This is a genomic window from Streptomyces sp. PH9007 (assembly GCF_059813725.1).
In genome coordinates, this window is the sequence record NZ_CM187440.1 from 6,196,049 (window position 1) to 6,222,997 (window position 26,949).

General features: G+C 73.5%; 26 protein-coding genes. 14 read left to right on the plus strand and 12 right to left on the minus strand.

From position 1 onward, the window contains the following. Positions 1 to 7: 7 nt before the first annotated feature. On the minus strand, positions 8 to 673 hold the full coding sequence (locus tag ACTFAP_RS28285; protein WP_390124776.1) for a LuxR C-terminal-related transcriptional regulator: 666 nt from the start codon (positions 671 to 673) through the stop codon (positions 8 to 10). 645 nt (positions 674 to 1,318) lie between these two features. Between ACTFAP_RS28285 and ACTFAP_RS28290 the strand changes: the two genes are divergently transcribed. Continuing rightward, on the plus strand, positions 1,319 to 1,999 hold the full coding sequence (locus tag ACTFAP_RS28290) for a response regulator (RefSeq protein WP_390124778.1): 681 nt from the start codon (positions 1,319 to 1,321) through the stop codon (positions 1,997 to 1,999). A 13-nt stretch (positions 2,000 to 2,012) separates the two neighbouring features. On the opposite strand, the gene ACTFAP_RS28295 is transcribed toward ACTFAP_RS28290, so the two are convergent. Beyond that, positions 2,013 to 2,426, minus strand: coding sequence for a response regulator (locus ACTFAP_RS28295; protein WP_500467787.1), 414 nt, complete (start codon positions 2,424 to 2,426; stop codon positions 2,013 to 2,015). Then, positions 2,420 to 3,613: a sensor histidine kinase gene (locus tag ACTFAP_RS28300; protein WP_500467788.1), complete on the minus strand. Its 1,194-nt coding sequence runs from the start codon at positions 3,611 to 3,613 to the stop codon at positions 2,420 to 2,422. Before ACTFAP_RS28300 ends, ACTFAP_RS28295 begins: the two co-directional genes overlap by 7 nt. Positions 3,614 to 3,765: 152 nt before the next feature. Here ACTFAP_RS28300 and argG point away from each other — a divergent pair, with 152 nt between their 5' ends. After that, positions 3,766 to 5,211 carry an argininosuccinate synthase gene (gene argG, locus ACTFAP_RS28305; protein WP_390124784.1) on the plus strand — a complete coding sequence of 482 codons (1,446 nt, stop codon included), beginning with the start codon at positions 3,766 to 3,768 and terminating at the stop codon, positions 5,209 to 5,211. An 89-nt stretch (positions 5,212 to 5,300) separates the two neighbouring features. Here argG and pepE read toward each other — a convergent pair whose 3' ends face one another. Both pepE and ACTFAP_RS28315 read right to left on the minus strand, forming a co-directional pair. Then, entirely contained in the window at positions 5,301 to 6,032 is a 732-nt protein-coding gene (gene pepE, locus ACTFAP_RS28310; protein WP_500467789.1) for a dipeptidase PepE, read from the minus strand. Positions 6,033 to 6,115: 83 nt separating this feature from the next. Next, on the minus strand, positions 6,116 to 6,976 hold the full coding sequence (locus ACTFAP_RS28315; protein ID WP_500467790.1) for an IclR family transcriptional regulator: 861 nt from the start codon (positions 6,974 to 6,976) through the stop codon (positions 6,116 to 6,118). A gap of 272 nt (positions 6,977 to 7,248) precedes the next feature. Here ACTFAP_RS28315 and ACTFAP_RS28320 point away from each other — a divergent pair, with 272 nt between their 5' ends. The 5 genes from ACTFAP_RS28320 (at position 7,249) to ACTFAP_RS28340 (ending at position 12,310) form a co-directional block, all read left to right on the plus strand. Beyond that, positions 7,249 to 8,223: a DUF1177 domain-containing protein gene (locus ACTFAP_RS28320; protein ID WP_500467791.1), complete on the plus strand. Its 975-nt coding sequence runs from the start codon at positions 7,249 to 7,251 to the stop codon at positions 8,221 to 8,223. A 46-nt stretch (positions 8,224 to 8,269) separates the two neighbouring features. After that, a complete protein-coding gene (locus ACTFAP_RS28325) occupies positions 8,270 to 9,988 on the plus strand; it encodes an OPT family oligopeptide transporter (RefSeq protein WP_495682941.1) in 1,719 nt (572 codons plus the stop codon). 8 nt (positions 9,989 to 9,996) lie between these two features. After that, positions 9,997 to 10,725 carry an AroM family protein gene (locus ACTFAP_RS28330; RefSeq protein ID WP_500467792.1) on the plus strand — a complete coding sequence of 243 codons (729 nt, stop codon included), beginning with the start codon at positions 9,997 to 9,999 and terminating at the stop codon, positions 10,723 to 10,725. Next, a complete protein-coding gene (locus ACTFAP_RS28335) occupies positions 10,722 to 11,414 on the plus strand; it encodes an aspartate/glutamate racemase family protein (RefSeq protein WP_500467793.1) in 693 nt (230 codons plus the stop codon). The genes ACTFAP_RS28330 and ACTFAP_RS28335 overlap by 4 nt, the downstream gene beginning before the upstream one ends. A gap of 74 nt (positions 11,415 to 11,488) precedes the next feature. After that, positions 11,489 to 12,310: an SAM-dependent methyltransferase gene (locus ACTFAP_RS28340; RefSeq protein WP_495682944.1), complete on the plus strand. Its 822-nt coding sequence runs from the start codon at positions 11,489 to 11,491 to the stop codon at positions 12,308 to 12,310. 60 nt (positions 12,311 to 12,370) lie between these two features. Here the strand turns inward: ACTFAP_RS28340 and ACTFAP_RS28345 are convergent, their stop codons facing one another. Next, the gene (locus tag ACTFAP_RS28345) at positions 12,371 to 13,240 is read right to left on the minus strand and encodes a hypothetical protein (RefSeq protein WP_500467794.1); all 870 of its coding nucleotides are present in this window, start codon (positions 13,238 to 13,240) and stop codon (positions 12,371 to 12,373) included. 215 nt (positions 13,241 to 13,455) lie between these two features. On the opposite strand from ACTFAP_RS28345, the gene ACTFAP_RS28350 reads away from it, so the two are divergent. The 3 genes from ACTFAP_RS28350 (at position 13,456) to ACTFAP_RS28360 (ending at position 16,439) form a co-directional block, all read left to right on the plus strand. After that, positions 13,456 to 14,208, plus strand: coding sequence for an SDR family NAD(P)-dependent oxidoreductase (locus ACTFAP_RS28350; protein ID WP_500467795.1), 753 nt, complete (start codon positions 13,456 to 13,458; stop codon positions 14,206 to 14,208). A 67-nt stretch (positions 14,209 to 14,275) separates the two neighbouring features. Further along, positions 14,276 to 15,421, plus strand: a complete 1,146-nt coding sequence (dgoD, locus tag ACTFAP_RS28355; protein WP_400009064.1) for a galactonate dehydratase — start codon at positions 14,276 to 14,278, stop codon at positions 15,419 to 15,421. A 61-nt stretch (positions 15,422 to 15,482) separates the two neighbouring features. Further along, the gene (locus ACTFAP_RS28360; protein WP_500467796.1) at positions 15,483 to 16,439 is read left to right on the plus strand and encodes a sugar kinase; all 957 of its coding nucleotides are present in this window, start codon (positions 15,483 to 15,485) and stop codon (positions 16,437 to 16,439) included. 27 nt (positions 16,440 to 16,466) lie between these two features. Here ACTFAP_RS28360 and ACTFAP_RS28365 read toward each other — a convergent pair whose 3' ends face one another. Both ACTFAP_RS28365 and ACTFAP_RS28370 read right to left on the minus strand, forming a co-directional pair. After that, complete coding sequence (locus ACTFAP_RS28365) at positions 16,467 to 17,729, minus strand: cellulase-like family protein (RefSeq protein WP_495682947.1); 1,263 nt, start codon at positions 17,727 to 17,729, stop codon at positions 16,467 to 16,469. A gap of 41 nt (positions 17,730 to 17,770) precedes the next feature. Continuing rightward, positions 17,771 to 20,119 carry a beta-galactosidase gene (locus ACTFAP_RS28370; RefSeq protein ID WP_500467797.1) on the minus strand — a complete coding sequence of 783 codons (2,349 nt, stop codon included), beginning with the start codon at positions 20,117 to 20,119 and terminating at the stop codon, positions 17,771 to 17,773. Positions 20,120 to 20,309: 190 nt separating this feature from the next. On the opposite strand from ACTFAP_RS28370, the gene ACTFAP_RS28375 reads away from it, so the two are divergent. Further along, entirely contained in the window at positions 20,310 to 21,047 is a 738-nt protein-coding gene (locus ACTFAP_RS28375) for a FadR/GntR family transcriptional regulator (RefSeq protein ID WP_500467798.1), read from the plus strand. Between the two features lie 21 nt (positions 21,048 to 21,068). On the opposite strand, the gene ACTFAP_RS28380 is transcribed toward ACTFAP_RS28375, so the two are convergent. Next, the gene (locus ACTFAP_RS28380; RefSeq protein WP_500469585.1) at positions 21,069 to 21,839 is read right to left on the minus strand and encodes a GNAT family N-acetyltransferase; all 771 of its coding nucleotides are present in this window, start codon (positions 21,837 to 21,839) and stop codon (positions 21,069 to 21,071) included. A gap of 216 nt (positions 21,840 to 22,055) precedes the next feature. Here ACTFAP_RS28380 and ACTFAP_RS28385 point away from each other — a divergent pair, with 216 nt between their 5' ends. Next, a complete protein-coding gene (locus tag ACTFAP_RS28385; RefSeq protein WP_500467799.1) occupies positions 22,056 to 22,676 on the plus strand; it encodes a bifunctional 4-hydroxy-2-oxoglutarate aldolase/2-dehydro-3-deoxy-phosphogluconate aldolase in 621 nt (206 codons plus the stop codon). 28 nt (positions 22,677 to 22,704) lie between these two features. Here ACTFAP_RS28385 and ACTFAP_RS28390 read toward each other — a convergent pair whose 3' ends face one another. Both ACTFAP_RS28390 and ACTFAP_RS28395 read right to left on the minus strand, forming a co-directional pair. Beyond that, a complete protein-coding gene (locus tag ACTFAP_RS28390; protein ID WP_500467800.1) occupies positions 22,705 to 23,094 on the minus strand; it encodes a VOC family protein in 390 nt (129 codons plus the stop codon). Next, a complete protein-coding gene (locus ACTFAP_RS28395) occupies positions 23,091 to 23,384 on the minus strand; it encodes an ArsR/SmtB family transcription factor (protein WP_500467801.1) in 294 nt (97 codons plus the stop codon). The genes ACTFAP_RS28390 and ACTFAP_RS28395 overlap by 4 nt, the downstream gene beginning before the upstream one ends. 151 nt (positions 23,385 to 23,535) lie before the next feature. On the opposite strand from ACTFAP_RS28395, the gene ACTFAP_RS28400 reads away from it, so the two are divergent. Together ACTFAP_RS28400 and ACTFAP_RS28405 are read left to right on the plus strand one after the other, a co-directional pair. Next, positions 23,536 to 24,375: an aldo/keto reductase gene (locus ACTFAP_RS28400; protein ID WP_500467802.1), complete on the plus strand. Its 840-nt coding sequence runs from the start codon at positions 23,536 to 23,538 to the stop codon at positions 24,373 to 24,375. A gap of 93 nt (positions 24,376 to 24,468) precedes the next feature. Then, a complete protein-coding gene (locus ACTFAP_RS28405; protein ID WP_500467803.1) occupies positions 24,469 to 25,689 on the plus strand; it encodes an MFS transporter in 1,221 nt (406 codons plus the stop codon). Between the two features lie 12 nt (positions 25,690 to 25,701). On the opposite strand, the gene ACTFAP_RS28410 is transcribed toward ACTFAP_RS28405, so the two are convergent. After that, positions 25,702 to 26,823, minus strand: a complete 1,122-nt coding sequence (locus ACTFAP_RS28410; protein WP_500467804.1) for a PP2C family protein-serine/threonine phosphatase — start codon at positions 26,821 to 26,823, stop codon at positions 25,702 to 25,704. Positions 26,824 to 26,949: the final 126 nt, after the last annotated feature.

Below are 26,949 nucleotides of genomic sequence, written 5' to 3' on the forward strand. Positions count from 1 at the left end.
GTGCCGCTCAGTGCGGGGTCAGGCCCTTGCGGTGGGCGAGGATCCCGGCCTGGAGCCGGTCGCGCAGCCCCAGTTTGGACAGCACATTCGAGACATGGGATTTCACGGTGGCGATGGTCAGGCTCATCTCCTGGGCGATCTCGTTGTTGGACATGCCCAGCGCGATCCCCTTGAGCACCTCCACCTCGCGTTCGCTCAGCTCGGAGAAGGCGCCGCCGTGCGGCCCGTTGGCGGGCGGCAGGATCTTGAAGCGGTCCAGCATGAGGGAGACCATCACCGGGCACAGATACGCGTTGCCGCGCGCCACCGCCCGTACCGCCTCGATGAGTTCGTGCCGGGTGGTGGACTTCAGCAGATAGCCGCGGGCGCCGAGCTTCAGGGCACGGAAGAGGGACTCCTCGGTGTCCCGGCTGGTGATGACGATGATCTTCGCGCGTAAACCCTGGGCCTGGGCGAGGATTTCCAGGGAGCGCTCCTGGCCGACCGTCAGATCTGTGAGGATCACGTCGGGATCCGTTCTCTCCGCGGTCATCACCGCGTCCCGGGGCGAATCCGTGACGGTCAGCAACTCCATTCCCTCCTCGTGGGTGAGGACGGCACTGAAGCTGTCCCGCGCCAGCCCCTCGTCGTCGACGAGGGCGATCCGAATGGTGCTGTGGTGCTCGTTACGCATGTGTTCTCCGTCGGGGAGTGGCACGAAAGGCGTGAAGCACGGCGCGCGATCCCGCATCCGGGCGCGCGCCCGAACTCCGCCCGCCTTGCCGGGAAAACGGCAGGTGCGAAGTCAACTCCTGGTCAGGGCCCCGTGATCGCATGACGCGATAACCGTGCGCGGAGAGCTGTGAGGCCAGTTCGGTTGGGACGGTGTGTGGTCGGGACACCGCGCGTGGCAGTGATACCGGCGGAACTCGTGAGCGCTCGCTCATGACAGCACGCCTGTGCGAACGCGGGCATCGCCGCTAAGGATGCATCCCCGCCCGCCCCATGCACTCTTGAGGATGATGCCGCCCCCGCCGGCGGTGGTCGCCCCTCCGCCGCGAGACGGAGCCCGCCTCCGCCACCCGGCGAGCCACCAGGCGTTTTCCACGGGCGCCTCGCCCGCCACCCGCTACGGGGCACTGCCACCGGTTGGCCCATTGGCGCCGGAGGTGCGGCCTTGAAGCGCCACGCGTCGTCCATAAGGATGACACCACCGCACACAGACCCGCCCGTGAAGGCAGCTGTTCTCGCGTCCTCCCCGACCAGGGGGACGCCTGCGGCATCTTCGCTCCCGCGGGGAACGGGTCACGTGCCACGCGACCTTGGGGAAAAGGTGACGATGGGAACGGAGCGCCATGTGTCCGTGGTGATCGCGGACGACGAACCGGTGGTACGGGAGGGACTGCGGCTCATCCTGGAGACGCAGCGCGACCTGTGCGTCGTCGGCAGCGCGGGCGACGGCCGGCAGACGGTGCGGCAGTGCGCCGAACGCAGCCCGGACGTCCTGCTGCTGGACGTCCGCATGCCGCAGGGCGACGGCCTGTGGGTGCTCGCCGAGCTGGCCCGCCGCGGGCTGCTGGGGCACGGCGGCTGCCGGGTCCTGATGCTCACCACCTTCAGCCTCGACGAGTACGTGGACGAGGCCCTGGCGGGCGGGGCGAGCGGCTTCCTGCTCAAGAGCAGCTCGTACGAGGAGGTGCTCGCCGGGGTCAGGGCCGCAGCCCAGGGAGAGGGCTTCCTGAGCCCCAGCGTGACCCGCCGCATCATCGACGGCTACGTCAGGGGCCGCTCCGACCGCACGGTGGACGCCTCCGACGCCGCCCGGCTCGCCGGACTGACCGCCCGGGAACGCGATGTGCTCCGGTTGCTGGGGGAGGGGCTGAGCAATCTGGAGATCGCCCAGCAGCTCTCGGTGTCGGAACACACCGTCAAGTCCCATGTCTCCCGGCTGCTCAGCAAGACCGACTGCCGCGATCGCGGCCAGGCCGCCGCCCTGGTGCGGCGGGCCGGACCGTGCTGACCTGCGCCGGCGTTCAGGGCCGGTGCCCGCCGGCGCCGGCCGCAGCCCGTACCGCCGCCACCAGTTCCTCCCACGGCAGGCTCTTGAGCAGTACCCCGCGCGCCCCGTGCGCGACCGCGTCCGCCAGGTACCGGCCGCTGTCGAAGGTGGTGAGCATGAGTACCTGGATGCCGCCGGCCCCCACCAGCCCCCGGCCGGCCAGCGTGGACAGCACCCACAGCCCGTCACCCCCCGGCATCCGCACATCGAGCAGCGCCACATCCGGCCGCAGCTCGGCGCAGACACGCAGCGCCGTCTCCCCGTCGGCCGCGGTGCCCACGACCTCAAGACCCGGCTGGGCGTGCAGGATCAGCTCCAGGCTCTCGCACATGGTGCGCTCGTCGTCGGCGATCACGACGGTGATCGGCCGCTGCTCCGCTCTCACCACGCCCGCGCCGCCCGCTCGGGAAGTGGCACGGACGCGGTGACCAGGAAACCGCCGTCCCCGGTGTCGCCGGAGGCGAACGCGCCGCCCAGCGCCGCCACCCGCTCCCGCATCCCCTGCAACCCGGTGCCGGCCCCCTGGACCGGCACCACCGGGTACGGGGAGGTCTCCGAGCGCACCGCCAGCCGCAGGGCGCTCGCCTCGACCGCCACCTCGATGGCCACCGCGCCGCCCGGCGCGTGCCTGCGCGCGTTGGCGAGGGTCTCCTGGATGATCCGATAGCACGTCAGCTGCACGGGTTTGGGCAGGCCGGCGGGATCGCCGCGGGTCTCCAGCCGGACCGGGTTGCCGGCCTGCCGGGCGGATTCCATCAGAGCGGGCAGCTCGGCGAGCGAGGGGGCGGGGGCCAGCGGCGCCTTCTCCGGCGTCCCGTTGCGCAGCACGCCGAGCAGCTCGCGCATCTCCACCGTCGCCTGCCGCCCGGCGGCGGCCAGCGCGTCCACCTGCCGGCTCGCCCACGGGGGCAGGTCGCCGGATCGGGCGCGCATCGTCTCGGCGTGCACCACCAGCAGGGTCAGCGAGTGCGCCACCACGTCGTGCATGTCACGGGCGATCCGCACCCGCTCGGCCGCCGCCGCGCGCTCGGCCAGCAGGGTGTGCTCGCGCTGGGCGTCGGCGACCCGCTGCCGTACCGCCTCCAGGGTCAGCCGGTGGCTCTGCACCACGATGCCCAGCGCCCAGGCCACCGGCACCGGGGCCACGGTCGCGAACACGTCCGAGCCGCCGCGCCAGTCGGTGGTGGCGGTGGCGTGGTTGATCATCACCCCCAGGCACACCGCGACGGTGCCGCCGCACAGCCCGGCCAGCGCGCGCGGCAGTGTGCAGTACGCGCCGACCGCGTACAGCGAGAACGCCAGCGGCAGCACCGCCAGATTGCCGAGCTGGACCTCCTGGGCCGCGCACCAGATCTCCATGGCGGCCAGCGTGAGCAGCATCCCCGCGAACCCGGTCAGCGGCCACCGGCGCCTGATGAGCAGCCCGCAGAAGGCGACCGCGGAGTGGATCAGCAGGGCTGTCCACGCGGCCCGGGAGTTGTCGGTGGTGCCCTGATCCAGCAGCGCCGGTGAGACGGCGGCGAGGGCGACCAGCGGATCGATGACGTGCGGCCTGTGCAGCGGGAACGGGGTCATCGCCCAGACAGTAGGGGCCGCGCCCTGAGGTGGCATCGCTCGAACGAATGAGTCTCCCGCCGTAAAAGGGGAGGCGTGCCCCGTCTCGCGGATGATCTCCCGGTCCAACCCCCGACTTTGCATGATCATGCGTATTTGTGCATACTCTTCCCATGTCCAAGGTCCTCACCTCCCTCCCCGCCGGCGAGCGCGTCGGCATCGCCTTCTCCGGTGGTCTCGACACCTCGGTCGCGGTCGCGTGGATGCGCGACAAGGGTGCCGTCCCGTGCACCTACACCGCCGACATCGGCCAGTACGACGAGCCCGACATCGCCTCGGTGCCCGGCCGCGCCAAGACCTACGGCGCCGAGATCGCCCGCCTGGTCGACTGCCGCGCCGCGCTGGTGGAGGAAGGGCTCGCCGCGCTGGCCTGCGGGGCGTTCCACATCCGCTCGGGCGGTCGCGCGTACTTCAACACCACGCCGCTGGGCCGCGCCGTCACCGGCACCCTGCTGGTGCGCGCGATGCTGGAGGACGACGTCCAGATCTGGGGCGACGGCTCCACGTTCAAGGGCAACGACATCGAGCGGTTCTACCGGTACGGCCTGCTGGCCAACCCGCAGCTGCGGATCTACAAGCCGTGGCTGGACGCCGACTTCGTGACCGAGCTCGGCGGTCGCAAGGAGATGTCCGAGTGGCTGCTCGCGCACGACCTGCCCTACCGCGACAGCACCGAGAAGGCGTACTCCACCGACGCCAACATCTGGGGCGCTACTCACGAGGCCAAGACCCTGGAGCACCTGGACACCGGGGTGGAGACCGTGGAGCCGATCATGGGCGTCCGGTTCTGGGACCCCTCGGTCGAGATCCCCACCGAGGACGTGACGATCGGCTTCGAGCAGGGCCGGCCGGTGACGATCAACGGCAAGGAGTTCGCCTCCCCCGTCGAACTGGTGATGGAGGCCAACGCCATCGGCGGCCGGCACGGCCTGGGCATGTCCGACCAGATCGAGAACCGGATCATCGAGGCCAAGAGCCGCGGCATCTACGAGGCGCCGGGCATGGCCCTGCTGCACGCCGCGTACGAGCGGCTGGTCAACGCGATCCACAACGAGGACACCCTCGCCCAGTACCACGCCGAGGGCCGCCGCCTGGGCCGGCTGATGTACGAGGGCCGCTGGCTGGACCCGCAGGCGCTCATGGTGCGCGAGTCCCTCCAGCGCTGGGTCGGCGCGGCCGTCACCGGTGAGGTGACGCTGCGGCTGCGGCGCGGCGAGGACTACTCGATCCTGGACACCACCGGCCCCGCCTTCAGCTACCACCCGGACAAGCTGTCCATGGAGCGCACCGAGGACTCGGCGTTCGGTCCCGTGGACCGCATCGGCCAGCTCACCATGCGCAACCTGGACATCGCGGATTCGCGCGCCAAGCTGGAGCAGTACGCCGGGATCGGCCTGATCGGCCCGGCGGGTCCGGCCACCGGCGCCGCCCAGGCCGCCGCCACCGGGCTGATCGGCGCCATGCCGGAGGGCGGGGCCGAGGCCATCGCCTCCCGCGGTGAGGTGTCGGGCGACGACGAGCTGCTGGACCGCGCCGCCATGGAGCTGGGCAACGACTGACCGGTGACGGGAAGGAGGGAGGGCCGGACGCCGCCGCGGCGTCCGGCCCTCCCTCCCGTCGTTCCGTTCCCGGCTCCCCGGCCCCCGGCTCAGCCCAGCGGGCTGTCGAAGGCCGGCTCGGTGTTCAGCAGCGCGCTCAGGTCGGCGCCGGGGCCGTACTCCACCGGCGCCAGCCCGCGCCCGAAGAGCACCGCGCCGGCCGCGACGCCCCCGAGCGTCAGCCGCCCGTGATCGGCGCGCACCCAGGTGCCCTCGCGCAGCCCCAGCACCGGCACATCGTTGTCCTCGTGGAACTCCGCGATCCGCTTCGCCCGGGTCTCGCCCATGTGGGTGCTGCCCGGCACCGGGTCCAGGTAGTGCGGATTGATCTGGAACGGCACCAGACCCAGCGCGTCGAAGGACGGCGGCTGGACGATCGGCATGTCATTGGTGGTGCGCAGGGTGGGGCACGCCATGTTGGTGCCGGCGCTCGATCCCATGTACAGCGCCCCCGCCGCCACCTTCGCCCGGATCGCCGGGATCAGGCCGTGCCGGTGCAGCGCGGTCAGCAGCCGGAAGCTGTTGCCGCCCCCGATGAACACCGCGTCCGCCTCCTCCAGCAGCGCGGCGGGCCGCTCGGCGGTGTGCGCGCCCCGCACCTCCACCCCCAGCGGGGCCAGCGCCCCGGCGATCGCCGCCGTGTACGCGTCGTGGTCGGCCTGCGCGTAGGGCACGAACAGCATCCGGCGGGCACTGCCGAGGGCGTCGGCGATCTCCTCACGGGCGTGTTCCAGGGGGCCGTGCCCGGGGGCGGTGGAGTTGGAGAGCAGCAGCAGGCGCACGGGGGTGCTTCCTTCCGTGGTGGTGAGGTGGGTCGGGTGGGGTCAGGTCGGTCCGGTGCCGAGCGAATGCCCGGCCGCCCGGTTCAGTGCGGGTCGGCGGGGGCCCGGCGCGGACGCAGCGGGGTGAGCAGCCGGCCCAGGTCGGTGGCGGCCTTCGTCAGCGGGGCGACCACGGCGGTGGGACGCTCCCCGAAGAAGCCGCTGGGCCCGGCGACCGACAGCGTGCCCACCGCCCGCCGCCCGACGAGCACGGGCACCGCGACCGCGGCGGTCTCGTTGTCGTACTCGCCCTCCGAGCAGGCGTAGCCGCTCTGCCGGGCCTCGGCGAAGCGTTCCTCCAGGAGGACCGGATCGGTGAGCGTCCGCTCGCCGAACCGGGCCATCGGGCGACCGTACAGCAGCGCCGCCCGGTCCCTGGCGGGCAGCATCGCGAAGTACGCCCGCGAGGTGGCCCCGGCGTGCGCCGGGTACAGCTCGCCGGTCAGATCGTGGGCCCGCAGCGGCCCGGAGGCGCCGTCCACGGCCGCGACGCAGCGCATGTGCACGCCGTCCGGCACCGCGAACAGCACCCCGTACCCGACGGTGTCGGACAGGGAGCGCAGCACCGGCCGTACCAGGCTCGCCATGCCCCCGTCGCGCTCCCACACCTTGGCCAGATGCCACACGGCGGGCCCCAGCCGGTAGCGGCGGGTGCGCGGGTCGGAGACCACGAAGCCGCGGTGGGCCAGGGCGGCGAGCAGCCGCTGGGCCACCGACTTGTCCAGACAGAACTCGGCCGCGACATCGCTCACCCCCCACTCGGGATGGTCCCGGTCGAAGGAGAGCAGCAGGCTCAGGACCCGGTCGGCGGTCTGCAGCGGGGGTTTGTCGGTTTTCTGGTCCCGGTCGGCCGGAGGGGAGACGCTCTCCGACACGGGATCTCCCAAGGGATGGGTCGCCGTCATGCCAGGAGTGTAAACCGTCCCGCATATAGAGAAACTATTGCGTTAGGGTGAACAGCGCGCGGATTCTGTACGCGCACCGGCCGCCCGTACGGCCGACCGGTACGGCGGCCCCGCCGGTATCCCGGCCCGTCCGCCCGGCCCGCCCGCCCACGCCATCCCCCGGGGCGACGACGGAGCCGGCGACATCTCCCACAGCACCGCGACGGCGCGGCCGGCGCGGCCCGGAAGACCCCTTCTGTCCTACGGGCGCGCCCCCAGTGAAAGGACCTCCCGTGCTCAAGCACGTCCTCGACATCATCGAACTGCTGGACCGCCCGCAGACCGGCGGGGAGCTGCTGGCCGAGCATCTGCGCACCGTGCACGCCACCGCTGCGGCCCAGACCGGTGACACCGCCGGCGCTCCCGCCGGCGTCCGCGTCGAGGTGACCACTCTCACCGGCGACAAGGGCAGCACCGACTTCGTCGCGGTCACCGTCCCCGGCCGCAACGGCCGCCTCGCCGGGGGCGACGCCCCGACCCTCGGCGTACTCGGCCGGCTCGGCGGGGTGGGCGCCCGCCCCGAGCGCGTCGGCATGGTCTCCGACGCCGACGGCGCCGTGGCCGCCCTGGCCGCCGCCGCCAAGCTGCTGGACATGCACGCCAGGGGCGACGTCCTCGACGGCGACGTGCTGCTGTCCACCCACGTCAGCGGCTGGGCCCCCACCCAGCCGCACGACCCGGTGCCGTTCATGGATTCCCCCGTGGACACCCTGACCTGCAACCACCAGGAGGTCTCGCCCGCGATGGAGGCGATCATCTCCATCGACACCACCAAGGGCAACCGCCTGCTCAGCCACCGGGGCATCGCCCTGTCGCCCACCATCCACCAGGGCTGGATCCTGCGGGTGAGCGAGGACCTGCTGTCCGTGCTGGAGAGCGTCACCGGCGAGCCCGCCCGGGTGCTGCCCGTCACCACGCAGGACATCACGCCCTACGGCAACGACGTGCACCACATCAACTCCATCCTCCAGCCCGCCGTCGCCACCACCGCTCCCGTGGTGGGCCTGGCCGTGACCGCCGCGACCCCCGTCGCCGGCTGCGCCACCGGCGCCAGCCACGAGAGCGACATCGCCGCCGCCGCCCGGTTCGCCATCGAGACGGCCAAGGAGTTCGGCCGCGGCGCCGCCCGCTTCCACGACCCGGCCGAGTTCGCCCGGCTCGTCGAGCTGTACGGCCCCATGACCCACCTGCAGTCGCTCCCGTCCTGACGTCCCGACCTCCCCGGTCCGACGCACGCACCACCAGGAGTCCCCCGTGGAACCGAGACTTTCCACTCCGCCGCCCGCTACGGCGGAACCCGGGCAGCGGCACCCGCGCGCCTTCGAACCCATCACGCTCGTCATCACGATCGCGATGTCCGTACTCGGCGCGCTGATCGGCATCGTGCTGATCACCTCGCTCGGCGTCTCGCCGAACACCTCGGTGATCGGCGCCCTGGTCGCCATGCTGGTCGGCCGCATCCCGCTGGGCATCCTGGTCCGGATGCGCTCCCCGCACCGGCAGAACCTCGTCCAGTCCGCCATCTCCGGGGCGACCTTCGCCGCCGCGAATTCGCTGCTCACCCCCATCGCGGTGCCCTTCGCACTGGGCCGCACCGACCTGGTGTGGCCGATGCTCGGCGGCGCCGCCATCGGTCTGGCCGTGGACAGCTGGGTCCTGTACCGGGTCTTCGACTCCAAGCTGCTGGCCGCCTCCAACGCCTGGCCGGCCGGCATCGCCTCCGCCGAGACCATCAAGGCGGGCGACACGGGCGGACGCAAGGCCGCGGTGCTCGGTGTCAGCGCCGTCGCCGGACTCCTGGGCGCGCTCGCCAAGCTCCCCACCGCCGCCGCGGGCGTCGGCTTCCTCGGCAACGTCTGGGCGCTGGCCATGTTCGGCATCGGACTGCTCATCGCCCAGTACGCGCCCGGGATCTTCGACGTCAACCTCTCGCAGGAGTTCATCCCGCACGGACTGATGGTCGGCGCGGGCGTCGTCGCCCTGATCCAGGCCGTCCTGCTGATGCGCAACCGCAAGAGCCGCCGCGCCGCCGCGGAGCCCGCGAAGGCCCCCGCCCACCCGGGCGACACCCCGCGGGACGCCGCGCAGCACCCGGCACCCGCCGGCCCGGAGGCCCGCACCAAGGACGCCGCCCAGCTGCGGCGCGGCCTGATCCAGGGCATGGTGCTCTTCCTCGGCGGCGCCGTCGTGGTGGCGGTCACCGGCGGGATAGCCGGCGGCATGTCACTGCCCGGCCTCATCGGCTGGGTGCTGCTGGCCGCCACCGCCGCCCTGGTCCACCAGCTCATCGTGGGGCTGGCCGCCATGCACTCGGGCTGGTTCCCGGCCTTCGCGGTCACCCTCATCGTGCTGATCGTCGGCCTCGTGCTCAAGATCGAGACCGTCCCGCTCGCGCTGCTCGTCGGCTACACCGCCTCCACCGGACCGGCCTTCGCCGACATCGGCTACGACTTCAAGGCCGGCTGGCTGCTGCGCAAGGACGCCACCCCCTGGCTGCCGTACGAGATGGACGGCCGCCGCCAGCAGTACCTCGCCCAGCTCGTCGGCTTCGCGGTGGCGCTGATCATCGTCGCCATCGCCTGGAAGGGCTTCTTCGAGGAGGGGCGCATCCCGCCGGTCTCCGAGGTCTACGTGGCCACCATCCTGGCCGGCCTGGACCCCGGCGTGATGGGCACGCTCCTGCTGTGGGCCATCCCCGGCGCCCTGATCCAGGCCATCGGCGGCTCCTCCCGGCAGATGGGCGTGCTGCTCGCCACCGGTCTGCTGGTGGCCACCCCCGCCGCCGGCTGGATGGTCCTGGGCGCCTTGGCCGTCCGCACCGGCTACACCGTGTGGCGCCGGCGCGGCATCACCGACCCGGCCGCCCGCCGTGCCTCCGACGAGGAAGCCGAGAACGACCTGTCCCTGGTCGGCGCCGGACTCATCGCCGGCAGCTCCGTCAACGACATCGGCCAGCTCACCAAGACCCTGTGAGGCCCCGCATGAGCGCGATCCTGGGCCTGGTCACCATCGGCCAGGCACCCCGTACCGATCTGCACGAGGACGCGGCCCCGCTGCTGGGCGGCGCGGCGTTCACCGAACACGGCGCCCTCGACGAGGACCGCTTCGACGGACCGGACGAGCGGGCCACCCGCGCGGCGCTCGCCCCCGCGCCGGGCGAGGCCCCCCTCGTCTCCCGGCTGCGCGACGGCCGCTCCGTGGAACTCGGCCACCACGCGCTGCTGCCCCGGATGGCCCGCGCGGTGGCCCGCGCCGAGGCCGACGGTGCCGGGGCGACCCTGGTGCTGTGCACCGGGAACTTCCCCCAGCTGCCCGCCACCCGCCCGCTGCTGTTCGCCGAACCGCTGGTGCAGCGCGCCGTCGCCGCCGTCACCGGCGGCGACCCGGTGGGCATCTGCTGCCCGCACCCGGATCAGGCGGACGACGTGGGGCGGCGCTGGAGCACCGTCCTGGACGGGCCGGTACGGGTGAGCGGGGCCGACCCGTACGCCCCCGGCGACGCCCCGCTCGACCAGGTCGCGCGCGCCGCGGCCGAACTGGCCGACCGGGGCAGCGCGTGGATCGTCCTGGACTGCATCGGCTACACCGAACGCATGCGCCGCGCCGCCGCCGCGGCCACCGGACTGCCGGTGCTGCTCGCCCGCTCCCTCGCCGTCCGGCTGGCCGCCGAGGTCGCCACCGCCCACCACCGCACCGGAGGCCCCGCATGACCGTCGGCATCATCCGCGTCCTGACCAGCGAGGACCCCGCACAGGTGGACGGCCACGGCCGGCTCCTGCGGGAGCGCTTCGGCCTGCGCACCGACTCGCGCTGCATCCCGGGCCAGCCGCGCGGCATCCACGACGACGAGAGCGAGCGCCGCGCCGCGCCGAAGATCGTCGACCTCGCCCGCGCCCTGGAGCGCGACGGCGCGGACACCGTCCTCATCAGCTGCGCGGCCGACCCCGCCCTCGCCGACACCCGGGCGGCCGTCTCCGTGCCGGTCATCGGCGCCGGCACGGCCGCGGCCGGGGTGGCGCTCGGCCTGGGCACCCGCATCGGGGTGATCGGCATCCGGGACGAGGTACCACCCGCCATCGCCGCGGTGCTCGGCCCGCACCACGCGGGCCACCGCCGCCCCGAAGGGGTGCACAACACCGTCGGCCTCACCACCTCCGAGGGCGCCGCGGCGGTGCTGGCGGCCGCCGCGGAACTCGTCGCGGACGGGGCGGACACCCTGCTGCTGGCCTGCACCGGGCTGACCACCATCGGCATCGCGCCCCGGCTGGAGCGCGAACTGGGTGTACCGGCGGTGGACGCGGTCCTGGCGGCGGGCCTGCTGGCCCTGCGCTCCTCGGCGTCGGCCACCCCGCCGCAGGTGCCCCGCCCCCGGTCCGGGGACGGCGCGGTACGGGAGTGACAGGCGTGGGCGGGTGACAGATGGCGACAGGGAGCACACCATGGGGAAACGGTTCAGCTCCCAGGGAGGCCGCCATGAGCACAGCCGACGACGCCCACGACGCCCACGACCGCCCCGCCCCGCTCAAGATCGACACCACCGTGCCACACTCCGCCCGGTTCTGGAACTACTGGCTCGGCGGTGACGACTGGTACCCCGTCGACAAGGAACTGGGGGACGCCCTGCGGGAGGAGTACCCGGCCATCGCCGGCATCGCGGTGGCGTCCCGCGAGTTCCTCGGCCGCGCCGTCCGCCACCTCGCCCGCGACGTCGGCGTCCGCCAGTTCCTCGACGTCGGCAGCGGTCTGCCCACCGCCGAGAACACCCACCAGGTCGCCCAGCGCTACGCACCGGATTCCCGGATCGTCTACGCCGACACCGACCCCACCGTCCTGCTGCACTCCCAGGCGCTGCTCACCTCCACCCCGGAGGGCGCGACCACCTACCTCGACGCCGACGTCATGGACGTGGACGTCATGCTCGAACGGGCCGGGGCCGACCTCGACCTGGAGCAGCCCGTCGCCCTCATGCTGCTGTCGATGCTCGGCCACATCGAGCCCGACCCGGCCGCCGAACTCGTCCAGGAGTACATGCGGCGGCTGCCCTCCGGCAGCTACCTGGTGACCTGCGACAGCATCGACGACCCCGTGGTCATCGCGGTCTGCGAGGACTACGCCGCTGCCGGCGCGGCCCCCTACTACCCCCGCTCGAAGGAGCAGCTGGCGGCCACCGCCGCGGGCCTGGACCTGCTGCCGCCCGGCCTGGGCCCGATCGCGCGGTGGCGTCCCGACCACCCGGAGATGGAGCCGCCGCAGGACCAGCTGTACCAGTGGGGTCTGGTGGCCAGGAAGCCCTGACGCCGGGCCGGCCGCGCACCGCGGACCGCCGTGCCCGTGGCGCGGCGGTCCCGCCCGGGGTCAGCTCCGGGTGAAGCGGTACGTCACACTGTCCGTCAGCACGCAGAAGCCGGGGGACATGACGATCACCCGCAGCGTGTCCGAGCGCCGGTCGTAGTCGATGCCCTGCACCTCGAAGGCGCCCGAGCAGCCGCTGCGCAGCGGGAGCTGACGCAGCGCCGTCACCCGCCCCGACACATCCGCCCCGCCGTTCGGCCGGTCGGAGAGGTCGACCTGGAGCAGCGGCTTGGTGATGCCGAACAGGGCGCCCTCCGGGTCGTCGGAGGAGCACAGCAACGTCGTCGGCCCGGAGAAGTCGCAGCCCTGGACATCGCGCACCGGGCGGTCCAGGTGCACGGTGGAGACCTGGGGGAGGTCGGCCGACGGCGAGGTGTCCGGGTTGACGCCCGGGGTGGGGAAGACCAGCAGCCGGCTCATCGTGCCGTACTCGCCGGACAGCATCCACTGTCCGTCGGGCGAGATGGCGACCCAGGAGTTGTTCAGCGCTTCCCCGGGGCCCAGGGTGTGCACGTACTCCGACCACTGTCCGTCCGGCGCCTGCACCCGGTACATCTTGGTGGTGCCCGCATCGCGCTGGTAGGGCTCGATGTAGTGGCCGTCGTAGGAGGCGTCGGGGTCCCCGACGTGGTTCCAGCCGCGCAGCCGCAGATCGGCGGGGATGGTGCCGATGCCGGTGTAGCGGAAGGGGCTGTTGGCCGGGATCTCCACCGAGGTCAGGCCCTGACTCTCGGTCAGTGGATCGGCCCGGTCGGAGCCCACCTCGGTCCAGGTGTCCGCGGCGGCGGCCGGCGGGGCGGTGAACAGCAGGGCGGTCAGCAGCAGGAGGCCGGCGGTGGCCACCTGAGAACGTCGCCTGGTACGCAGCGGCATGGGGGTCCGTTCCTCGAAAGGGGTGGGGCAAGGGGGACGCGCTCGCGGACAGTACGACGCGGGGGGCGGCCTGTACAGACCGCGCGGCGCGGGGCCGGGATCCCGCCCGAACCCTTGGCAGGCACCATTAATTCATATTTAATGGCGCCTGCTGGCCGTGCGGAACGGCCGGCGCCCACCCCTCTTGCCGCCGCACAGCCGCCCGGGAGCCGCGCGTGAACCCCTTCACCGGCCACTGCGCCGTCGTCACCGGAGCCGCCTCCGGCATCGGCGCCGCCACCGCCCACCGGCTGGCCGCCGACGGCGCCGGGGTCGTCCTGGTCGACGTGGCGGACGCCGCGGGCGAGGACACCGCCGCCGCCATCCGGGCCGCCGGCGGCCACGCTGTCTACCGGCACGGCGACGTCTCCGACGAAGCCCACTGGGACGGCGTCCTGCACACCGCGCACGAGCACTTCGGCCCCGTCTCCGCCCTCGTCAGCAACGCCTACACCGTGCGGATGGCCGCCGCCGACGCCTTGGACCGCGCCGCCTGGGAGCGGCAGCTGTCCGTCAACCTCACCGGATCCTTCCTCGGCTTCCGGGCCTGCCTCCCCGACCTGCGCGCCACCGGCGGCAGCGCCGTGCTCGTCTCCTCCGTGCACGCGCTAGTCGGCATGCCGGGCCGGCCCGCCTACGCCGCCTCCAAGGCCGCGCTGACCGGGCTCATGCGGCAGTTGGCGGTCGAGTACGGCACCGAGGTGCGGGTGAACGCCGTGCTCCCGGGCCCGATCCTCACCCGGGCCTGGGACGCCATCGGCGAGGAGGACCGGCGGGCCAGCGCCGGACAGACCGCGCTGGGCCGGCTGGGCCGGCCCGAGGAGGTGGCGGGCGCCATCGCCTTCCTGACCGGTCCGGACGCCTCCTTCGTCACCGGGGCGTCCCTCGTGGTTGACGGGGGATGGAGCGTGTTGAAGACCTCCTCCTGACCCGAGCCGCCGACCCTCGGCCGACCCCCGCCTGTCACCCCGTCACCCTCCCGCGCAGGAGCGCCCCGTGAAGATCACCCGTATCGAAACCTTCGCCGTTCCGCCCCGCTGGCTGCTGTGCCGGGTCGAGACCGACGACGGCATCGTCGGCTGGGGCGAACCCGTCGTCGAGGGCCGCGCCGCCACCGTACGCACCGCCGTCCACGAGCTGGCCGAACTCCTCCTCGGCAAGGACCCGCTGCGCATCGAGGACCACTGGCAGGTGATGACCAAGGGCTCCTTCTACCGCGGCGGCCCCGTGCTCTCCAGCGCCGTCGCCGGACTCGACCAGGCGCTGTGGGACATCGCGGGCAAGTCGTTCGGCGCACCCGTCCACGTGCTGCTCGGCGGCCCGGTGCGCGACCGGGTCCGCACCTACAGCTGGGTGGGCGGCGACGAGCCCGCCGAGATCTCCGACGCGGTCTCCGCGCTCGTCGAGGCCGGCTTCTCCGCCGTCAAGATGAACGCCTGCGGCCGGATGAACCGGCTGGCCACCACCCGCGACATCGACGATGTGATCGGGCGCGCCGCCGCCGCGCGCGAGGTGCTCGGCCCCGACCGGGACTTCGCCGTCGACTTCCACGGCCGCTTCACCGCCGGGAACGCCCGCAAGGTCCTGCCGCATCTGGCCCCCTTCAACCCGCTCTTCGCCGAGGAACCGGTCCTGCCCGAGTACACCCATCTGCTGGGGGACCTGGTGGCGGGCTCCCCGGTGCCGATCGCCACCGGGGAACGGCTGTACTCGCGCACCGATGTCCTGCCCGCCCTGCGCGCCGGGGTGGCCGTCCTCCAGCCGGACCTCTCGCACGCCGGAGGCATCTCCGAGGTCCGCCGCATCGGCGCGCTCGCCGAGACCTTCGACGTCCCTCTGGCGCCGCACTGCCCCCTGGGACCGGTCTCGCTCGCCGCCAGCCTCCAGATCGCCTTCAGCACCCCCAACTTCCTCATCCAGGAACAGAGCATCGGCATCCACTACAACCAGGGTGCCGAGGTCCTGGACTACCTCGCCGACCCCGAGGTGTTCCGCTTCCACGACGGCAGCTTCCTGCGCCCCACGGCGCCCGGGCTCGGCATCGAGGTCGACGAGCGGGCGGTACGCGCGGCCGACAACAGCGCCCCCGACTGGCGCGGGCCGGTCTGGCGGCATCAGGACGGCTCCTTCGCCGAATGGTGACCCCTCCCCGGCCCACGCTCCCGCCCCCGTCCCCGCCCGCCGACCCACCGGAGCCCCCCGTATGAGCCCCTCCCCGGACCCCGAGGCCGCCCCCGCCGACGTCCTCACCTTCGGCGAGACCATGCTGTCCTGGCAGACCGACGCCCCGCTCACCGGCGGAGCCCCGGCCCGCACCGCCGTGGCCGGCGCCGAGTCGAACGTCGCCATCGGCCTGGCCCGCCTGGGCCACCGGGTCGCGTGGGCCGGGCGGCTGGGCGCGGACGAGCCGGGACGGCTCATCCTGCGCACCCTGCGCGGCGAGGGCGTCGACGTACGCCACGTCACCACCGACCCCCGGGCGCCCACCGGCGCGCTGCTGCGCGAACGCCTGGTGGGCGGCGTCAACCGGGTGCACTACTGGCGCGCCGGATCGGCCGCCTCCCGGCAGCGGCCCGCTCACCTGGACGCGGCGCTGGCGAAGGGCGCCCGCGTCCTGCACCTCACCGGCATCACCTGCGCGCTGGGCCCCGGGCCCCTCGCCACCGTGACCGCCGCCGCCGACCACGCCCGCGAGCACGGCTGGACCGTGGTCCTCGACATCAACCACCGCACCCGGCTGTGGAGTACGGAGCAGGCCACCGACACGCTGCGGCGGCTGCGGGACCGGGTCGACATCCTCATCGCCTCCGACGACGAACTACCCCTGATCTGCGGAGACGTGAACGAACTGCTGGCGGCCGGGGCCCGCGAGGTGATCGTCAAACGCGGCGGCGAGGGCGCCGACCTGTACGGCGCGGACGGCCGCCATCTCCACCAGCCCGCCCACCGGGTCACCGTCGTGGACACCGTCGGCGCCGGCGACGCCTTCTGCGCCGGATATCTGTCGGGCCTGCTGGACGGTCTGGAGGCGGGGGAGCGGCTGGGCCGGGCGGGCACCGTCGCCGCGTTCACCGTCGCCGCGCACGGCGACTGGGAGGGGCTGCCGCACCGCGACGAACTCGCCCTCCTGCAGGCCCCGCCCGGCAGCGCCATCCGCTGATCGCGCGGACGGCGCCGCCGCGCCGGTTCAGCCGCGCAGCAGTGCGTTGCACTCCTGCTGGAGCGCGACGTCCTCCCACATCGTGTGCTGCGGGGCCGCGTTGGAGCACACCACCGCGCCCCAGGCTCCGGCCGCCGCCGACTCGGTCACCGCCAGCCGGCACAGCCCCGCCCCCACCGGGCCCTCCTCGAAGGTGCCCAGCCGCGGGGTGTAGCCGACCCAGCCCTCGCCGAAGACGAAGGGCACCCCGGTGTCGGCGGACCAGTCCGCGGCGGCGGCGATCCAGGTCGTCAGCCGCTGTTCCATCGCGGCGCGGTGGACGGCGTACCGGTCGTACAGCCAGGCGTCGAAACGCACCGGGTCGCACCAGTCGTGCACGTACACCTCACGCAGGCCCACCACGGTGGCGTCCAGCCGCCAGCGCTCCTGCGCCGGCGGCGCCCAGTCGGCCAGGTCCGGCGCGCCGGGACGCAGCAGTTCGCGCCGTGCCCGGTCCTGCGGGAAGGGCCGGGAGGTGTCGCGCAGGGCGAAGGCGTCCAGCAGTTCGTCCAGCACGCCGTACACATAGGGGTGGAAGACGGCGACATCGATGTCCCGGGGCACTCCGCGCAGCGATCCGACCGGCACCTGCGCGTAGTTGACGGTCACCATCCGGTCCGGGTGCCGGGCGCGGAAGCGCTCCAGCCCGCGTTCCAGGCGCGGGCGCAGCGCGACGACATGGTCGCCTTCCAGGCCCTCGGTGAGGAAGCCGGCCTGCACCTCGTTGTGGAGTTCGGTGAACGCGACACGGTCGTCCAGGCCGTCGTGCGCGGCGAGGAAGGACAGCAGGTCGGCGAGCGCGTCGGCCAGCGCGGCGGGGCGCTCCTCGGGGTCGACGGCCATCAGGGCGTCGTACCAGGCGCGGTCGGCGGCGAAGGAGGCCGACTGCTGGTACTCCCAGGAGGAGAGGATGACGAAGCAGTCGTGCCGTCTGGCCGCCCGGAACAGTTCCAGCAGCTGGGCGCGGCCGTCGATCTCGGTCTCGGCACGCACGTCGTACCAGCGCACCCGCTGGCCGTACTCGCCGCCCAGGGGCCCCAGGCGCAGCCTGCTGGTGTCGAGCCCCGAGCCGAACAGCAGATAGGGCATGGCGCAGATCCGGACGGTGTTGTAGCCGCGCTCGACGGCCTCGGCGAAGGCGCGGTCCAGATCGGCGAAGGGCTCGCCGGGCCCGGTGCGGGTGTACCAGCTGAAGTCCCACAGACTGATCGTCAGCTTCTCGGGGAGATGCGGCGGCCGGGGGAGGGGCATGGCAGGGGTCCTTTCATGGCGCGGGTGCGGTGGTGCGGGGCTCAGCCGGCGGCCGTGCCGTCCGCCGCGAGGCCGGCGGGCAGCGTGACGCGGTGGACGGGGACGAGTTCGGCGTGCTCCACGGTGGCGCGGGAGCGGGCGGCGGCCAGACCGGCGCGCGCGGAGGGATCGACGTACACCGCGCTGTCCGGGGCGAGCGGCAGGACGCGGATCTCGATCCCGTGCTCGGTCACCGCCTCGGCGAACCGGCGCAGTCCGATCTCCCAGGCGGGTCCGTACCAGAAGTGGTCCGCCACCAGCCGGCCGCCGACGTAGGCGCGTGCCGCGTCACCGGTGTACGACAGCCGCAGCAGTACCTCGCCCTCGCCGTCGAGGGCGCCGGCCGGGATCTCGATCCGGTGCACGGACGCCGCCTCGAAGTCTTCCTCGCGCGGCGCGGAGGCCCGGCCGCGGGGGCCGCCGGTGCGGGCGGGCGGCGCGAGGGCCCCGGACCGTACGGTGTGCACCGGGAGCGGGCGCGCGGGCGGGGCGCCCTCCCCGGGGGTGAGCGTCCGCCGGGTGAACCCGTCGGCCGTCAGCACCCGCACGGTGACCTCGGAGCGGCTGGTGTGCAGGCGCAGTTCCGCCCCGTCGGCCAGTACCGGCTCCTCGCACAGCACCAGCCGGTCGATGCCGCCGACGCTCACCCGCTGGGCCAGCAGGGCCTGTTCGCCGGAGAGCACCAGCAGATGGACCCGGCCGTGCGGCCCGCTCACCGTCACCGCGGCCCGCGTCCCGGGCTCGGGCACGCCCACCACCGTGCCGTCGGGGGTGCGTTCCACGGTCACCGGGCCCGACACCTCGCAGCCGTCGGGCAGCGCGAACCGCGCGGTGATGCCGGCGGTGGCCGCGAAGACCGCGACCGGAGCGCCGTCCAGGTCCAGCCGGGCCACCGGCTGGGCGGTGGCCCACGTGATCCGCAGGCCGCCCCCCGCGTCGTACCCCAGCGGCCACGCGAAGTGCGCTCCGGAGGGAACGGTCACCTCCCGGTCGGGCAGCGTGAGCGGCTCCCCGTCTAGGTGCACCCGGAACCGCACCCCGGGCCGGTCGGGCAGCGTCTCGTGCGGCTGGTGGTTGTTGACGAACAGAAAGCCGCTGCCGCCCGCCGCGCGCACCGCCCAGCGCAGCGAGGAACGGTCATCCAGCCCGTCGGGGCCGCCCTCGGGCAGGTACAGCGGCATGTCCGCCAGCGCGGCGCCGCTGTCCCGGATCAGCAGATGCTGCAGCCGCAGCGCGGCGAACGACGGCCGGACCTGCCCGTACTCCCCGAGCGGCGCCTGGAAGTCGTAGTTCACGGCCGGCAGGTCGTTGGGGTAACCGGTGTCCTGCGACTCCTGGTTGGGCAGCGCCTGACCCAGCCGCTGGGAGCAGCCGTGGTAGAGGTAGTAGCCCTGCCACACCGAGCCGCTGCCGAGCTTGGTCAGGGCGAGCGCGGAGACGTCGGCGGCGGGCACCAGGGGGCGCCGGTGGTAGGCGATCGCCATGCCGCCGCCCAGCTCACAGGTCGCGTACGGATAGCGGCGGTCATCGGGTCCGGTGCCGGCCGGGGCGCGGGAGCGCAGGTCGGCGCCGATGGCGTGGTCGTCACGGATCGCGCTGAAGAAGTAGTGCCGCCGCATGTCGCGGGCCCAGCCCTCGTGCGCGTCCTCCCAGAACGCCTCGGGGTAGCCGCCGTACAGCGGGAGCAGCACATCGGCCGGAAGGTCGGCGGCCCCCCAGGCGGTCGCCGTCCACAGCGGGGCGTGGATGCCCACCCGCTCGGCCAGGGCGCGCAGCGTCCGCAGGTGCCCCGGCTGGTCGTACAGCTCGTTCTCCACCTGGACGGCCACCACCGGACCGCCGTCGTCGTACGACAGGCCGCGCAGCTCGTGTGCGATGCGCCGGTAGTACCGCTCCACGAGCGCGAGATAGCGCGGGTCGTCGGTGCGCGGGGAGCACGGGGTGTCCGCCAGCCAGTCGGGGAAGCCTCCGTTGCGGCATTCGCCGTGCGACCAGGGGCCGATGCGGACCACCGCGTGCAGCCCCAGCGCGGCGCACTCGGTCAGGAAGCGCCGCAGGTCCAGATCGCCGTCGAAGCGCAGGGCGCCGCGCTGCTCCTCGTGCTGGTTCCAGAAGAGGTAGGTGGCGACGACGTCGATGCCGCCGGCCCGGATCTTCAGCAGCTCCTCGCGCCAGTCGGCGGCCGGGTAGCGGCTGAAGTGGAACTCTCCCATGACCGGCAGCCAGGGCTCGGCACCGCGCAGCAGCTTGCGGCCGTCGGCGGTCAGCGGCGCGGGAGTGCCCGCGCGGCTGCCCATCGGCAGGTGGCCGCCCGGCGGGGCGGGGAGGTCCTGGGTGTGCAGCGTCAGCATGACGGGCGGCTCCGTTGGCGCGCGGGAGAGGGTCGGTTCATCGTCGGGGCGGCCCGGATCCCTGTCAAGATGTATTCATAAATAATGTTCACGGTAGACTCGGCCGCCCCGCGGCGGGAGAGGCCCGCCCCAACACGTCGGCGGGGCCGCCCGGTTCCCCCGGCGGACCCGGCCACCCGAGGAGAACCGCATGGCGTCCTACTCCGGCCGCGGCGTGCACGGACAGGTCGTGCACACCCTGGGCGCCCGCATCGTCGGCGGTGAGATCGCCGAGGGCGAGACCCTGGACATCGGCGCCCTGGGCGCAGAACTCGACGTGAGCCTGACCGTCATGCGCGAGGCGCTCAAGGTCCTGGCGGGCAAGGGCCTGACCGACGCGCGGCAGAAGCGCGGCACCTACGTCAGGGAACGGACGCACTGGAACCTGCTCGACGCCGATGTGATCGGCTGGCGCATGGAGACGGGAGACGGCACCCAGCTGCTGCGCGACCTCGCCGATGTGCGCGCCATCGTCGAACCGGCGGCGGCGCACCGGGCCGCCCTGCACCGCACCGACGCCGATCTCGCCGCGCTGGAGAGCGCCCTGGACGCCATGGGGAAGGCACGGCAGGACTCCGCCGCCGCCGAGGCGGACGCCGCGTTCCACCGGGCGCTGCTCGCCGCCACCGGCAACGAACTGCTGCGGCGGATGGACATGCTGCTGGAGCCGGGGCTGCGCGAACGCGACCGGATGGTCCACGCGCACGCCGACGCCGACGACCCCGTCCCCAGCCACCGCGCGGTGCTCGACGCCGTACGCGAGCGCGATCCCGCCCGCGCCGAGGCCGCCATGCTGGACCTGCTCGCCAAGGCCGCCCAGGACAGCGACCACCTCGCCCGCACCCGGACGCGCGCCCGTGCCCGTGCCCGTTCCCGGACCGGGGGCTGAGCCGCGCCCGGGGGCGCGGGGTCACTCCCGCAGACCGTAGAAGCCCATCGGCGAGTGCGGGACGAAGCCGATGCGCGGGTACACCGGCGCGCCGGCGGCAGTCGCGTGCAGCGTGGCGCGGGTGAGCCCGGTGGCCCGCGCTCCCTCGTACAGCGCCTTACGGGTCACCGCCTCGCCGTACCCCCGGCGCTGCCACCGCGGATCCGTGGCCACCAGCAGGACGAACAGCCGGCCCGCCGCCTCGACGGTGGCCGCGCACGCCACCGGGACGTCACCGCGCAGCGCCAGATACGCGTGCACCCCGCTCGTCCACAGCGCGGAGCCGGCCAGGCCGTCCCGGCCGTCCTCCAGCGGGAAGCCGTACCCCCGGGAGTTGAGGTCCGCGTAGGACTCCAGCTGCGCGGCGGTGGTCACCCGGGCGAACGTCAGCTCGGGGTGGGAGGGCTCGGGGATCGGCAGCAGATCCCCGGCCATCGCCGTACCCGGGAAGGCGTACCGCAGGCCCGCGCGCTCGGCCGCCACGGCCAGCGCGCCGCGCGCCTCCTCCGCCAGCAGATCCTCGAACAGCCACAGGAATCCGGGCCGCCGCTTGGCGCGCATGATCTCCGCGGCCTCCGCCAGCCGCCGGGCCAGCAGCTCGGCACCCGTGCCCGCCTCGGTGAGGGTGACGCAGTTCCAGAACGCGAACCGGCTGTCGGCCCAGCGCACGGCCAGGCCGGGCAGGTCCCGCACATCGGCGTCCGGGTCCCGGTCCAGCGCCATGGCCCGCCAGACCACGGCGAGCTGTTCCATCGATTCGATCGCTTCCGGAGGAGCGGTCACCGTCACCCCACAGCGGTAGGTTCCGACGTCCACGCGGCCGCGGCGGCGCGTGGCCCTGACCCACCGATGGTGTCACGCGGGGCCGCTCCCCGTCGGGAGTTGACCCGCCCAACCACGAACCCCTCGACGCATCCCGCACCGCGGCCCGGCACCTGACCACCGCGCCGGACCGGAAAGGAACCCCGCATGACCTCTGACCCCAGCGCGGCCTTCTTCGCCCGCCACCTGTCCACCGACCCCGTCCTGGGCATCTTCCGCGGCCAGGACCCCCGCACCACCGTCGACCTGTGCCTGCGCGCCTGGGAGGCCGGCGTCGAACTGGTCGAGATACCCGTGCAGTCCGACGCCGCCCTGCCCTCCCTGGAAGCCGCCGTCAACGCGGCCGGCGCGCACGGCAAGCACGTCGGAGCCGGCACCGTCACCACCGTGGAGCGGCTGCGCGCCGCCCGGGACCTGGGAGCCTCCTTCACCGTGGCACCGGGACTGCACCCGCCGGTGGTCGAGGCGTCCCAGGAGGCCGGGCTGCCCCATCTGCCGGGGGCCGCCACCGCCACCGACATCGCGGGCGCCCTAGCCGCGGGGTTCACCTGGGTCAAGGCGTTCCCCGCACAGCAGTTGGGACCCGGCTGGATCACCGCTCACCTCGCGCCGTTCCCCCAGGTCCGCTTCGTCGCCACCGGGGGAGTGGGACCCGACAACGCCGCCGACTTCCTCGCCGCGGGCTGCGCCGCCGTCGCCATCGGCTCCGCCCTGTCCGATCCCGGCGCCCTGAGGCGGCTGCGGGAGGCACTGAACGCCCGTACCTGAACTGTCCAGGCCCCCCGCACCCGGCCGGTCACGCCCTGCGGTGGGCGATCTGGATCAGGTTGCCGCAGGTGTCGTCCAGCACGGCGGTGGTGACCGGTCCCATCTCCAGCGGATCCTGGGTGAACCGCACGCCCAGCGCGCGCAGCCGCTCGTACTCGGCCCCCACGTCCCGGACGGCGAAGGAGGCCGCCGGGATGCCGTCGTGGACCAGGGCCTCCTTGTACGGCCCGACGGCCGGATGACCGCTGGGCTCCAGCAGCAGCTCCGGGCCGTCCGGGTCCTCGGGCGAGACCACGGTCAGCCACCGGTCCGCGCCGGCCGGCACGTCCTCCTTCTTCAGGAAGCCGAGCACCTCGGTGTAGAAGCGCAGGGCCTTCGCCTGGTCGTCGACGAAGACATTGGTCAGATGGATCCTCATGGGGTGTCCTCCGGGGGATCGGGCCTGAGCCACCGCGTGACGATGTGCTCGAGTGGCTGGGTGTGCAGATCGTGGAACTTGTAGCGGCCCTCGCGCCGGGTCCTGATCAGACCGGCGGATTCCAGCACGCCCAGGTGCTGGCTTATCGCCTGTCGGGTCAGCCCCAGACCGTGCTTGGTCATCAGTCGTGAGCAGATCTCGAACAGGGTCTGACCGTCGCGTTCCACCAGCTCGTCGAGGATGCGCCGCCGGGTGGGATCGGCCAGTGCCCTGAACACGTCGTCCGTCACACGTCCACCATAGGCAAGTGTTCACTTGCCTATCAAGGCAGGCCGGCCGGCGGCGCGCCCGTACCTCCCTTCGGGCGGCATCCCGGGACACGGGCACCGCCGGTGCCGCCGGTGCCCCGGCCCGCCGAAGCGGCGGCCTACCGTCTCAGCTATGACAGCGACGATCGACCTGAACGACGGCACGTCCATCCCGCAGCTCGGCTTCGGCACCTATCTGGTGCCGCCGCAGGACACGGCGGCCACGGTCGGATCGGCTCTGGAGGCGGGCTACCGGCACATCGACACCGCCCAGATGTACGGCAACGAGGCGGAGGTCGGCCAAGCCGTCGCCGACAGCGGCCTGCCGCGCCAGGAGCTGTATCTCACCAGCAAGCTCGACAACGGCAACCACCGCCCGGACGACGTACGGCGCACGTTCGAGGAATCCCTCACCCGGCTCGGTCTGGACCGGCTCGACCTGTTCCTGATCCACTGGCCGTTGCCCACCCGGTACGACGGCGACTACGTCTCCACCTGGAAGGCCGTCACCGACCTCATCGGCGAGGGCGTGCTGCGGTCGGCCGGTGTCTCCAACTTCGAGCCGGACCACCTGGAGCGGATCATCGGCGAGACCGGGATCGTCCCCGCCGTCAACCAGATCGAGGTCCACCCGTACTTCCCCAACGAGCGGGCCCGCGAGGCGTCCCTGCGGCACGGCATCGCCGTCGAGGCGTGGGGGCCGCTCGGCCAGGGCGCCGTCCTGGGCGACGAGGTCGTCGCCTCCATCGCGGAGCGCACCGGCCGGCCCCCCGCCCAGGTGATCCTGCGCTGGCACATCCAGCGCGGGGACATCGTCTTCCCGAAGTCCATGAGCCGCGCGCGCATGGAGGAGAACGCCCGCATCTTCGACTTCGAGCTCTCCCCGGAGGACGTCCGGGCCATCGACGGCCTGGACCGCGGCCCGGCGGGACGCGGCGGCCCGGACCCCAACACCTTCGACTACGTGGGCTGACCGGGCGGGCGACGTCGCCCGCCGCAGGTCACGGGACACGCGGGCGGTCGCTGATGAACCATCAGCAACCTCCCGCCTCCGTACGATCACCACATGATTCCGGGTACGGCCGGTTCCCGGCACCTCCGGCCATGGCACTACATCGCCGCCGCGTACACCTTCACCGTCGGCATGGCCGGTACCACCCTGCCGACCCCCCTGTACGGCCTCTACCAGCGCGAGATCGGCTTCTCCTCCTTTCTCGTGACGGTCATCTTCGCGACGTACGCGGTCGGCGTCATCGCCGTCCTCGTGCTCGCCGGAGACCTGTCCGACCTGCGCGGACGGCGCCCGGTCCTGCTCATCGCGCTGCTCCTGTCCATGGCCAGCGCCGGCTGCTTCCTCGCCGAGGGCGGACTGCCCTGGCTGCTGGCCGGCCGCCTCCTGTCCGGCTTCTCCGCCGGCCTGCTGACCGGCACCGCCACCGTCGCCGTCATGGAGCTGGCCCCGCCCGGCGGTCGCGAGCGCGCCGCGTTCGCGGCCACCGCCGCCAACATGGGCGGCCTCGGGTGCGGGCCCCTGCTGGCCGGGGTACTCGCCGAGTACGCCCCGGCGCCCCTGCGGCTGCCCTACCTCGCCCATCTGGGTCTTCTCGTGGTGGCCTGCGCCCTCACCGCGGCGCTGCCGGAGACCGCCCGCCCGGACCATCCGCTGCCCCGGCTGCGGATCCGCCCGCCCGGAGTGCCGCACCAGGTCCGCGCGGTGTTCGTCCCGGCGGCGCTGGCCGGATTCGCGGGCTTCGCCATGTTCGGCCTGTTCACCTCGGTCGCGCCCACCTTCATGGCCACCCACCTCGGGGTGCACAACCTGGCCGTCTCCGGCGCCGTGGTCTTCGCCGCGTTCGCCTCCTCCACCGCCGGCCAGCTGACGGCGGGCCGGCTGCCCAGCTCCCGGGCGCTGCCCGCCGGCTGCTTCCTCCTGGTGGCCGGCATGCTGCTCATCGGCGCCTCGCTGCTCACGGGTGAACTGGCGCTGCTCCTGGCCGGAGCGATCGTGGGCGGCACCGGACAGGGGCTCGCCTTCCGCGCCGGGGTGACCGCGGTGACCACGCGCGCCCCCCGGGACCGCCGGGGCGAGACCACCTCGGCGTTCTTCGTGGTCGCCTACCTCGGCATCTCCCTGCCCGTCCTGGGCGTGGGCGCCCTCACCCTGGCCCTCGGACTGCGCGACGCCGGGCTCGTCTTCACCGGCTGCGTGACACTGCTGGCCGCGGCCATCGGCCTCCACCTGCTGAGACCCCCGGCCGCCCGCCCCGGCGCGCCTGGCCGCCCCTGACCTGGGGCGCGTTCAGCGGTGCGGGGAACGGCGGACACTCAGGACGGCGACGTCGTCCTGCTGCTCGGCCTTCCCCGCGAAGGACCGGGCGTCGTCGTACAGCGCCTTCGGCAGCTCGGTGGGGGAGCGGCCGGCGAGCTTCCGCAGCCGCTCGTCGACCGGGTAGAACGTTCCGTCCCCGGCGCGGGTCTCGGTGAGCCCGTCGGTGGTCAGCAGCAGCGTCGAGCCGGCGGGGAAGTCGAACCAGCCCACGGTCGCCGGCTCCGCCGCCAGCGCGGCGAGGCCCAGCGGCACGCCGGAATCGAGGTCCAAGGCGGTGACGGCACCGTCGTGCACCAGCCGGGGCGGGATGTGACCACAGTTGACGAGCTGCGTCTCGGTGCCGGCGTCCACGCTGATGACGAGCGCCGTGACGAAGCGTTCGTCGTCGCCGGACTGCTCGGCGTACGAATTGTGCCGGACGACCGAGGCGTCCAGGGCGTCCACGAGCGCGGTGAGGGTCGGCTCGCGGTGGGCCGCCTCGCGGAAGGCCCCGATGACGGCGAACGCGGCGCCCACGGCTGCCAGCCCCTTGCCCTGCACGTCGCCGATCAGGATGCGGGTGCCCCACGGTGAGGCGACGACGTCGTAGATGTCCCCGCCCACCAGCCGCTCCTCCTGAACGGGCTCGTAGACGCCGGTGACCAGCACGTGGTCGGTGAGCAGCGGCAGCGGGCGCAGGATGTGCCGCTGCATCGCGGCGGCGGTGGAGCGCAGCCGCAGCATCTCGTGCTCGCGCTTGATGCGCCGGTGGCAGGCGTACACGGAGAGCGCGCCCAGGGCGAGGGTGAGCAGCACCAGCAGCGCCCGGTCCAGCCAGTGGCCGTTCTCCCGGTCACGCACCAGCAGGGTGAGCATGACGACGACGGTGGTCCAGGCGGCCACGAACCGGGTCTGGGCGACGGTGCACAGCGCCGACGCCGTGCCCGGCAGGAAGATCAGCAGTCCCAGGAGCCAGACCGTGGACCCGGAGAGCACCCCGAGGACCTCGACCAGCACCGTCACCAGCAGCACGCCGGCGACCAGCTCCGTGGTGGTCGGTGGATCGATGGCCTGGAGGGCGTCGGGCGACGTCCTCCGGCGGATGCGGGTCATGGAGGCTCCCGGGCGGCCGGCGGTCTCTCTGTACCGTACGAGGGAGACCCGCCCATCCGCCCTTCGGGTGGTCACTCCGGGGGAACGGCGGCCGGCCAGGGCTCGCCCGTCCGTACCGGGGTCCCG

What these genes read in the sequence shown, in the direction of transcription:
- ACTFAP_RS28285 (WP_390124776.1), bottom strand. Translation starts at nt 673, where the DNA reads ATGCGTAACGAGCACCACAGCACCATTCGGATCGCCCTCGTCGACGAC.
- ACTFAP_RS28290 (WP_390124778.1), top strand. Translation starts at nt 1,319, where the DNA reads ATGGGAACGGAGCGCCATGTGTCCGTGGTGATCGCGGACGACGAACCG.
- ACTFAP_RS28300 (WP_500467788.1), bottom strand. Translation starts at nt 3,613, where the DNA reads ATGACCCCGTTCCCGCTGCACAGGCCGCACGTCATCGATCCGCTGGTC.
- argG (WP_390124784.1), top strand. Translation starts at nt 3,766, where the DNA reads ATGTCCAAGGTCCTCACCTCCCTCCCCGCCGGCGAGCGCGTCGGCATC.
- ACTFAP_RS28315 (WP_500467790.1), bottom strand. Translation starts at nt 6,976, where the DNA reads ATGACGGCGACCCATCCCTTGGGAGATCCCGTGTCGGAGAGCGTCTCC.
- ACTFAP_RS28330 (WP_500467792.1), top strand. Translation starts at nt 9,997, where the DNA reads ATGAGCGCGATCCTGGGCCTGGTCACCATCGGCCAGGCACCCCGTACC.
- ACTFAP_RS28335 (WP_500467793.1), top strand. Translation starts at nt 10,722, where the DNA reads ATGACCGTCGGCATCATCCGCGTCCTGACCAGCGAGGACCCCGCACAG.
- ACTFAP_RS28340 (WP_495682944.1), top strand. Translation starts at nt 11,489, where the DNA reads ATGAGCACAGCCGACGACGCCCACGACGCCCACGACCGCCCCGCCCCG.
- ACTFAP_RS28345 (WP_500467794.1), bottom strand. Translation starts at nt 13,240, where the DNA reads ATGCCGCTGCGTACCAGGCGACGTTCTCAGGTGGCCACCGCCGGCCTC.
- ACTFAP_RS28360 (WP_500467796.1), top strand. Translation starts at nt 15,483, where the DNA reads ATGAGCCCCTCCCCGGACCCCGAGGCCGCCCCCGCCGACGTCCTCACC.
- ACTFAP_RS28365 (WP_495682947.1), bottom strand. Translation starts at nt 17,729, where the DNA reads ATGCCCCTCCCCCGGCCGCCGCATCTCCCCGAGAAGCTGACGATCAGT.
- ACTFAP_RS28370 (WP_500467797.1), bottom strand. Translation starts at nt 20,119, where the DNA reads ATGCTGACGCTGCACACCCAGGACCTCCCCGCCCCGCCGGGCGGCCAC.
- ACTFAP_RS28375 (WP_500467798.1), top strand. Translation starts at nt 20,310, where the DNA reads ATGGCGTCCTACTCCGGCCGCGGCGTGCACGGACAGGTCGTGCACACC.
- ACTFAP_RS28380 (WP_500469585.1), bottom strand. Translation starts at nt 21,839, where the DNA reads ATGGAACAGCTCGCCGTGGTCTGGCGGGCCATGGCGCTGGACCGGGAC.
- ACTFAP_RS28385 (WP_500467799.1), top strand. Translation starts at nt 22,056, where the DNA reads ATGACCTCTGACCCCAGCGCGGCCTTCTTCGCCCGCCACCTGTCCACC.
- ACTFAP_RS28390 (WP_500467800.1), bottom strand. Translation starts at nt 23,094, where the DNA reads ATGAGGATCCATCTGACCAATGTCTTCGTCGACGACCAGGCGAAGGCC.
- ACTFAP_RS28400 (WP_500467802.1), top strand. Translation starts at nt 23,536, where the DNA reads ATGACAGCGACGATCGACCTGAACGACGGCACGTCCATCCCGCAGCTC.
- ACTFAP_RS28405 (WP_500467803.1), top strand. Translation starts at nt 24,469, where the DNA reads ATGATTCCGGGTACGGCCGGTTCCCGGCACCTCCGGCCATGGCACTAC.
- ACTFAP_RS28410 (WP_500467804.1), bottom strand. Translation starts at nt 26,823, where the DNA reads ATGACCCGCATCCGCCGGAGGACGTCGCCCGACGCCCTCCAGGCCATC.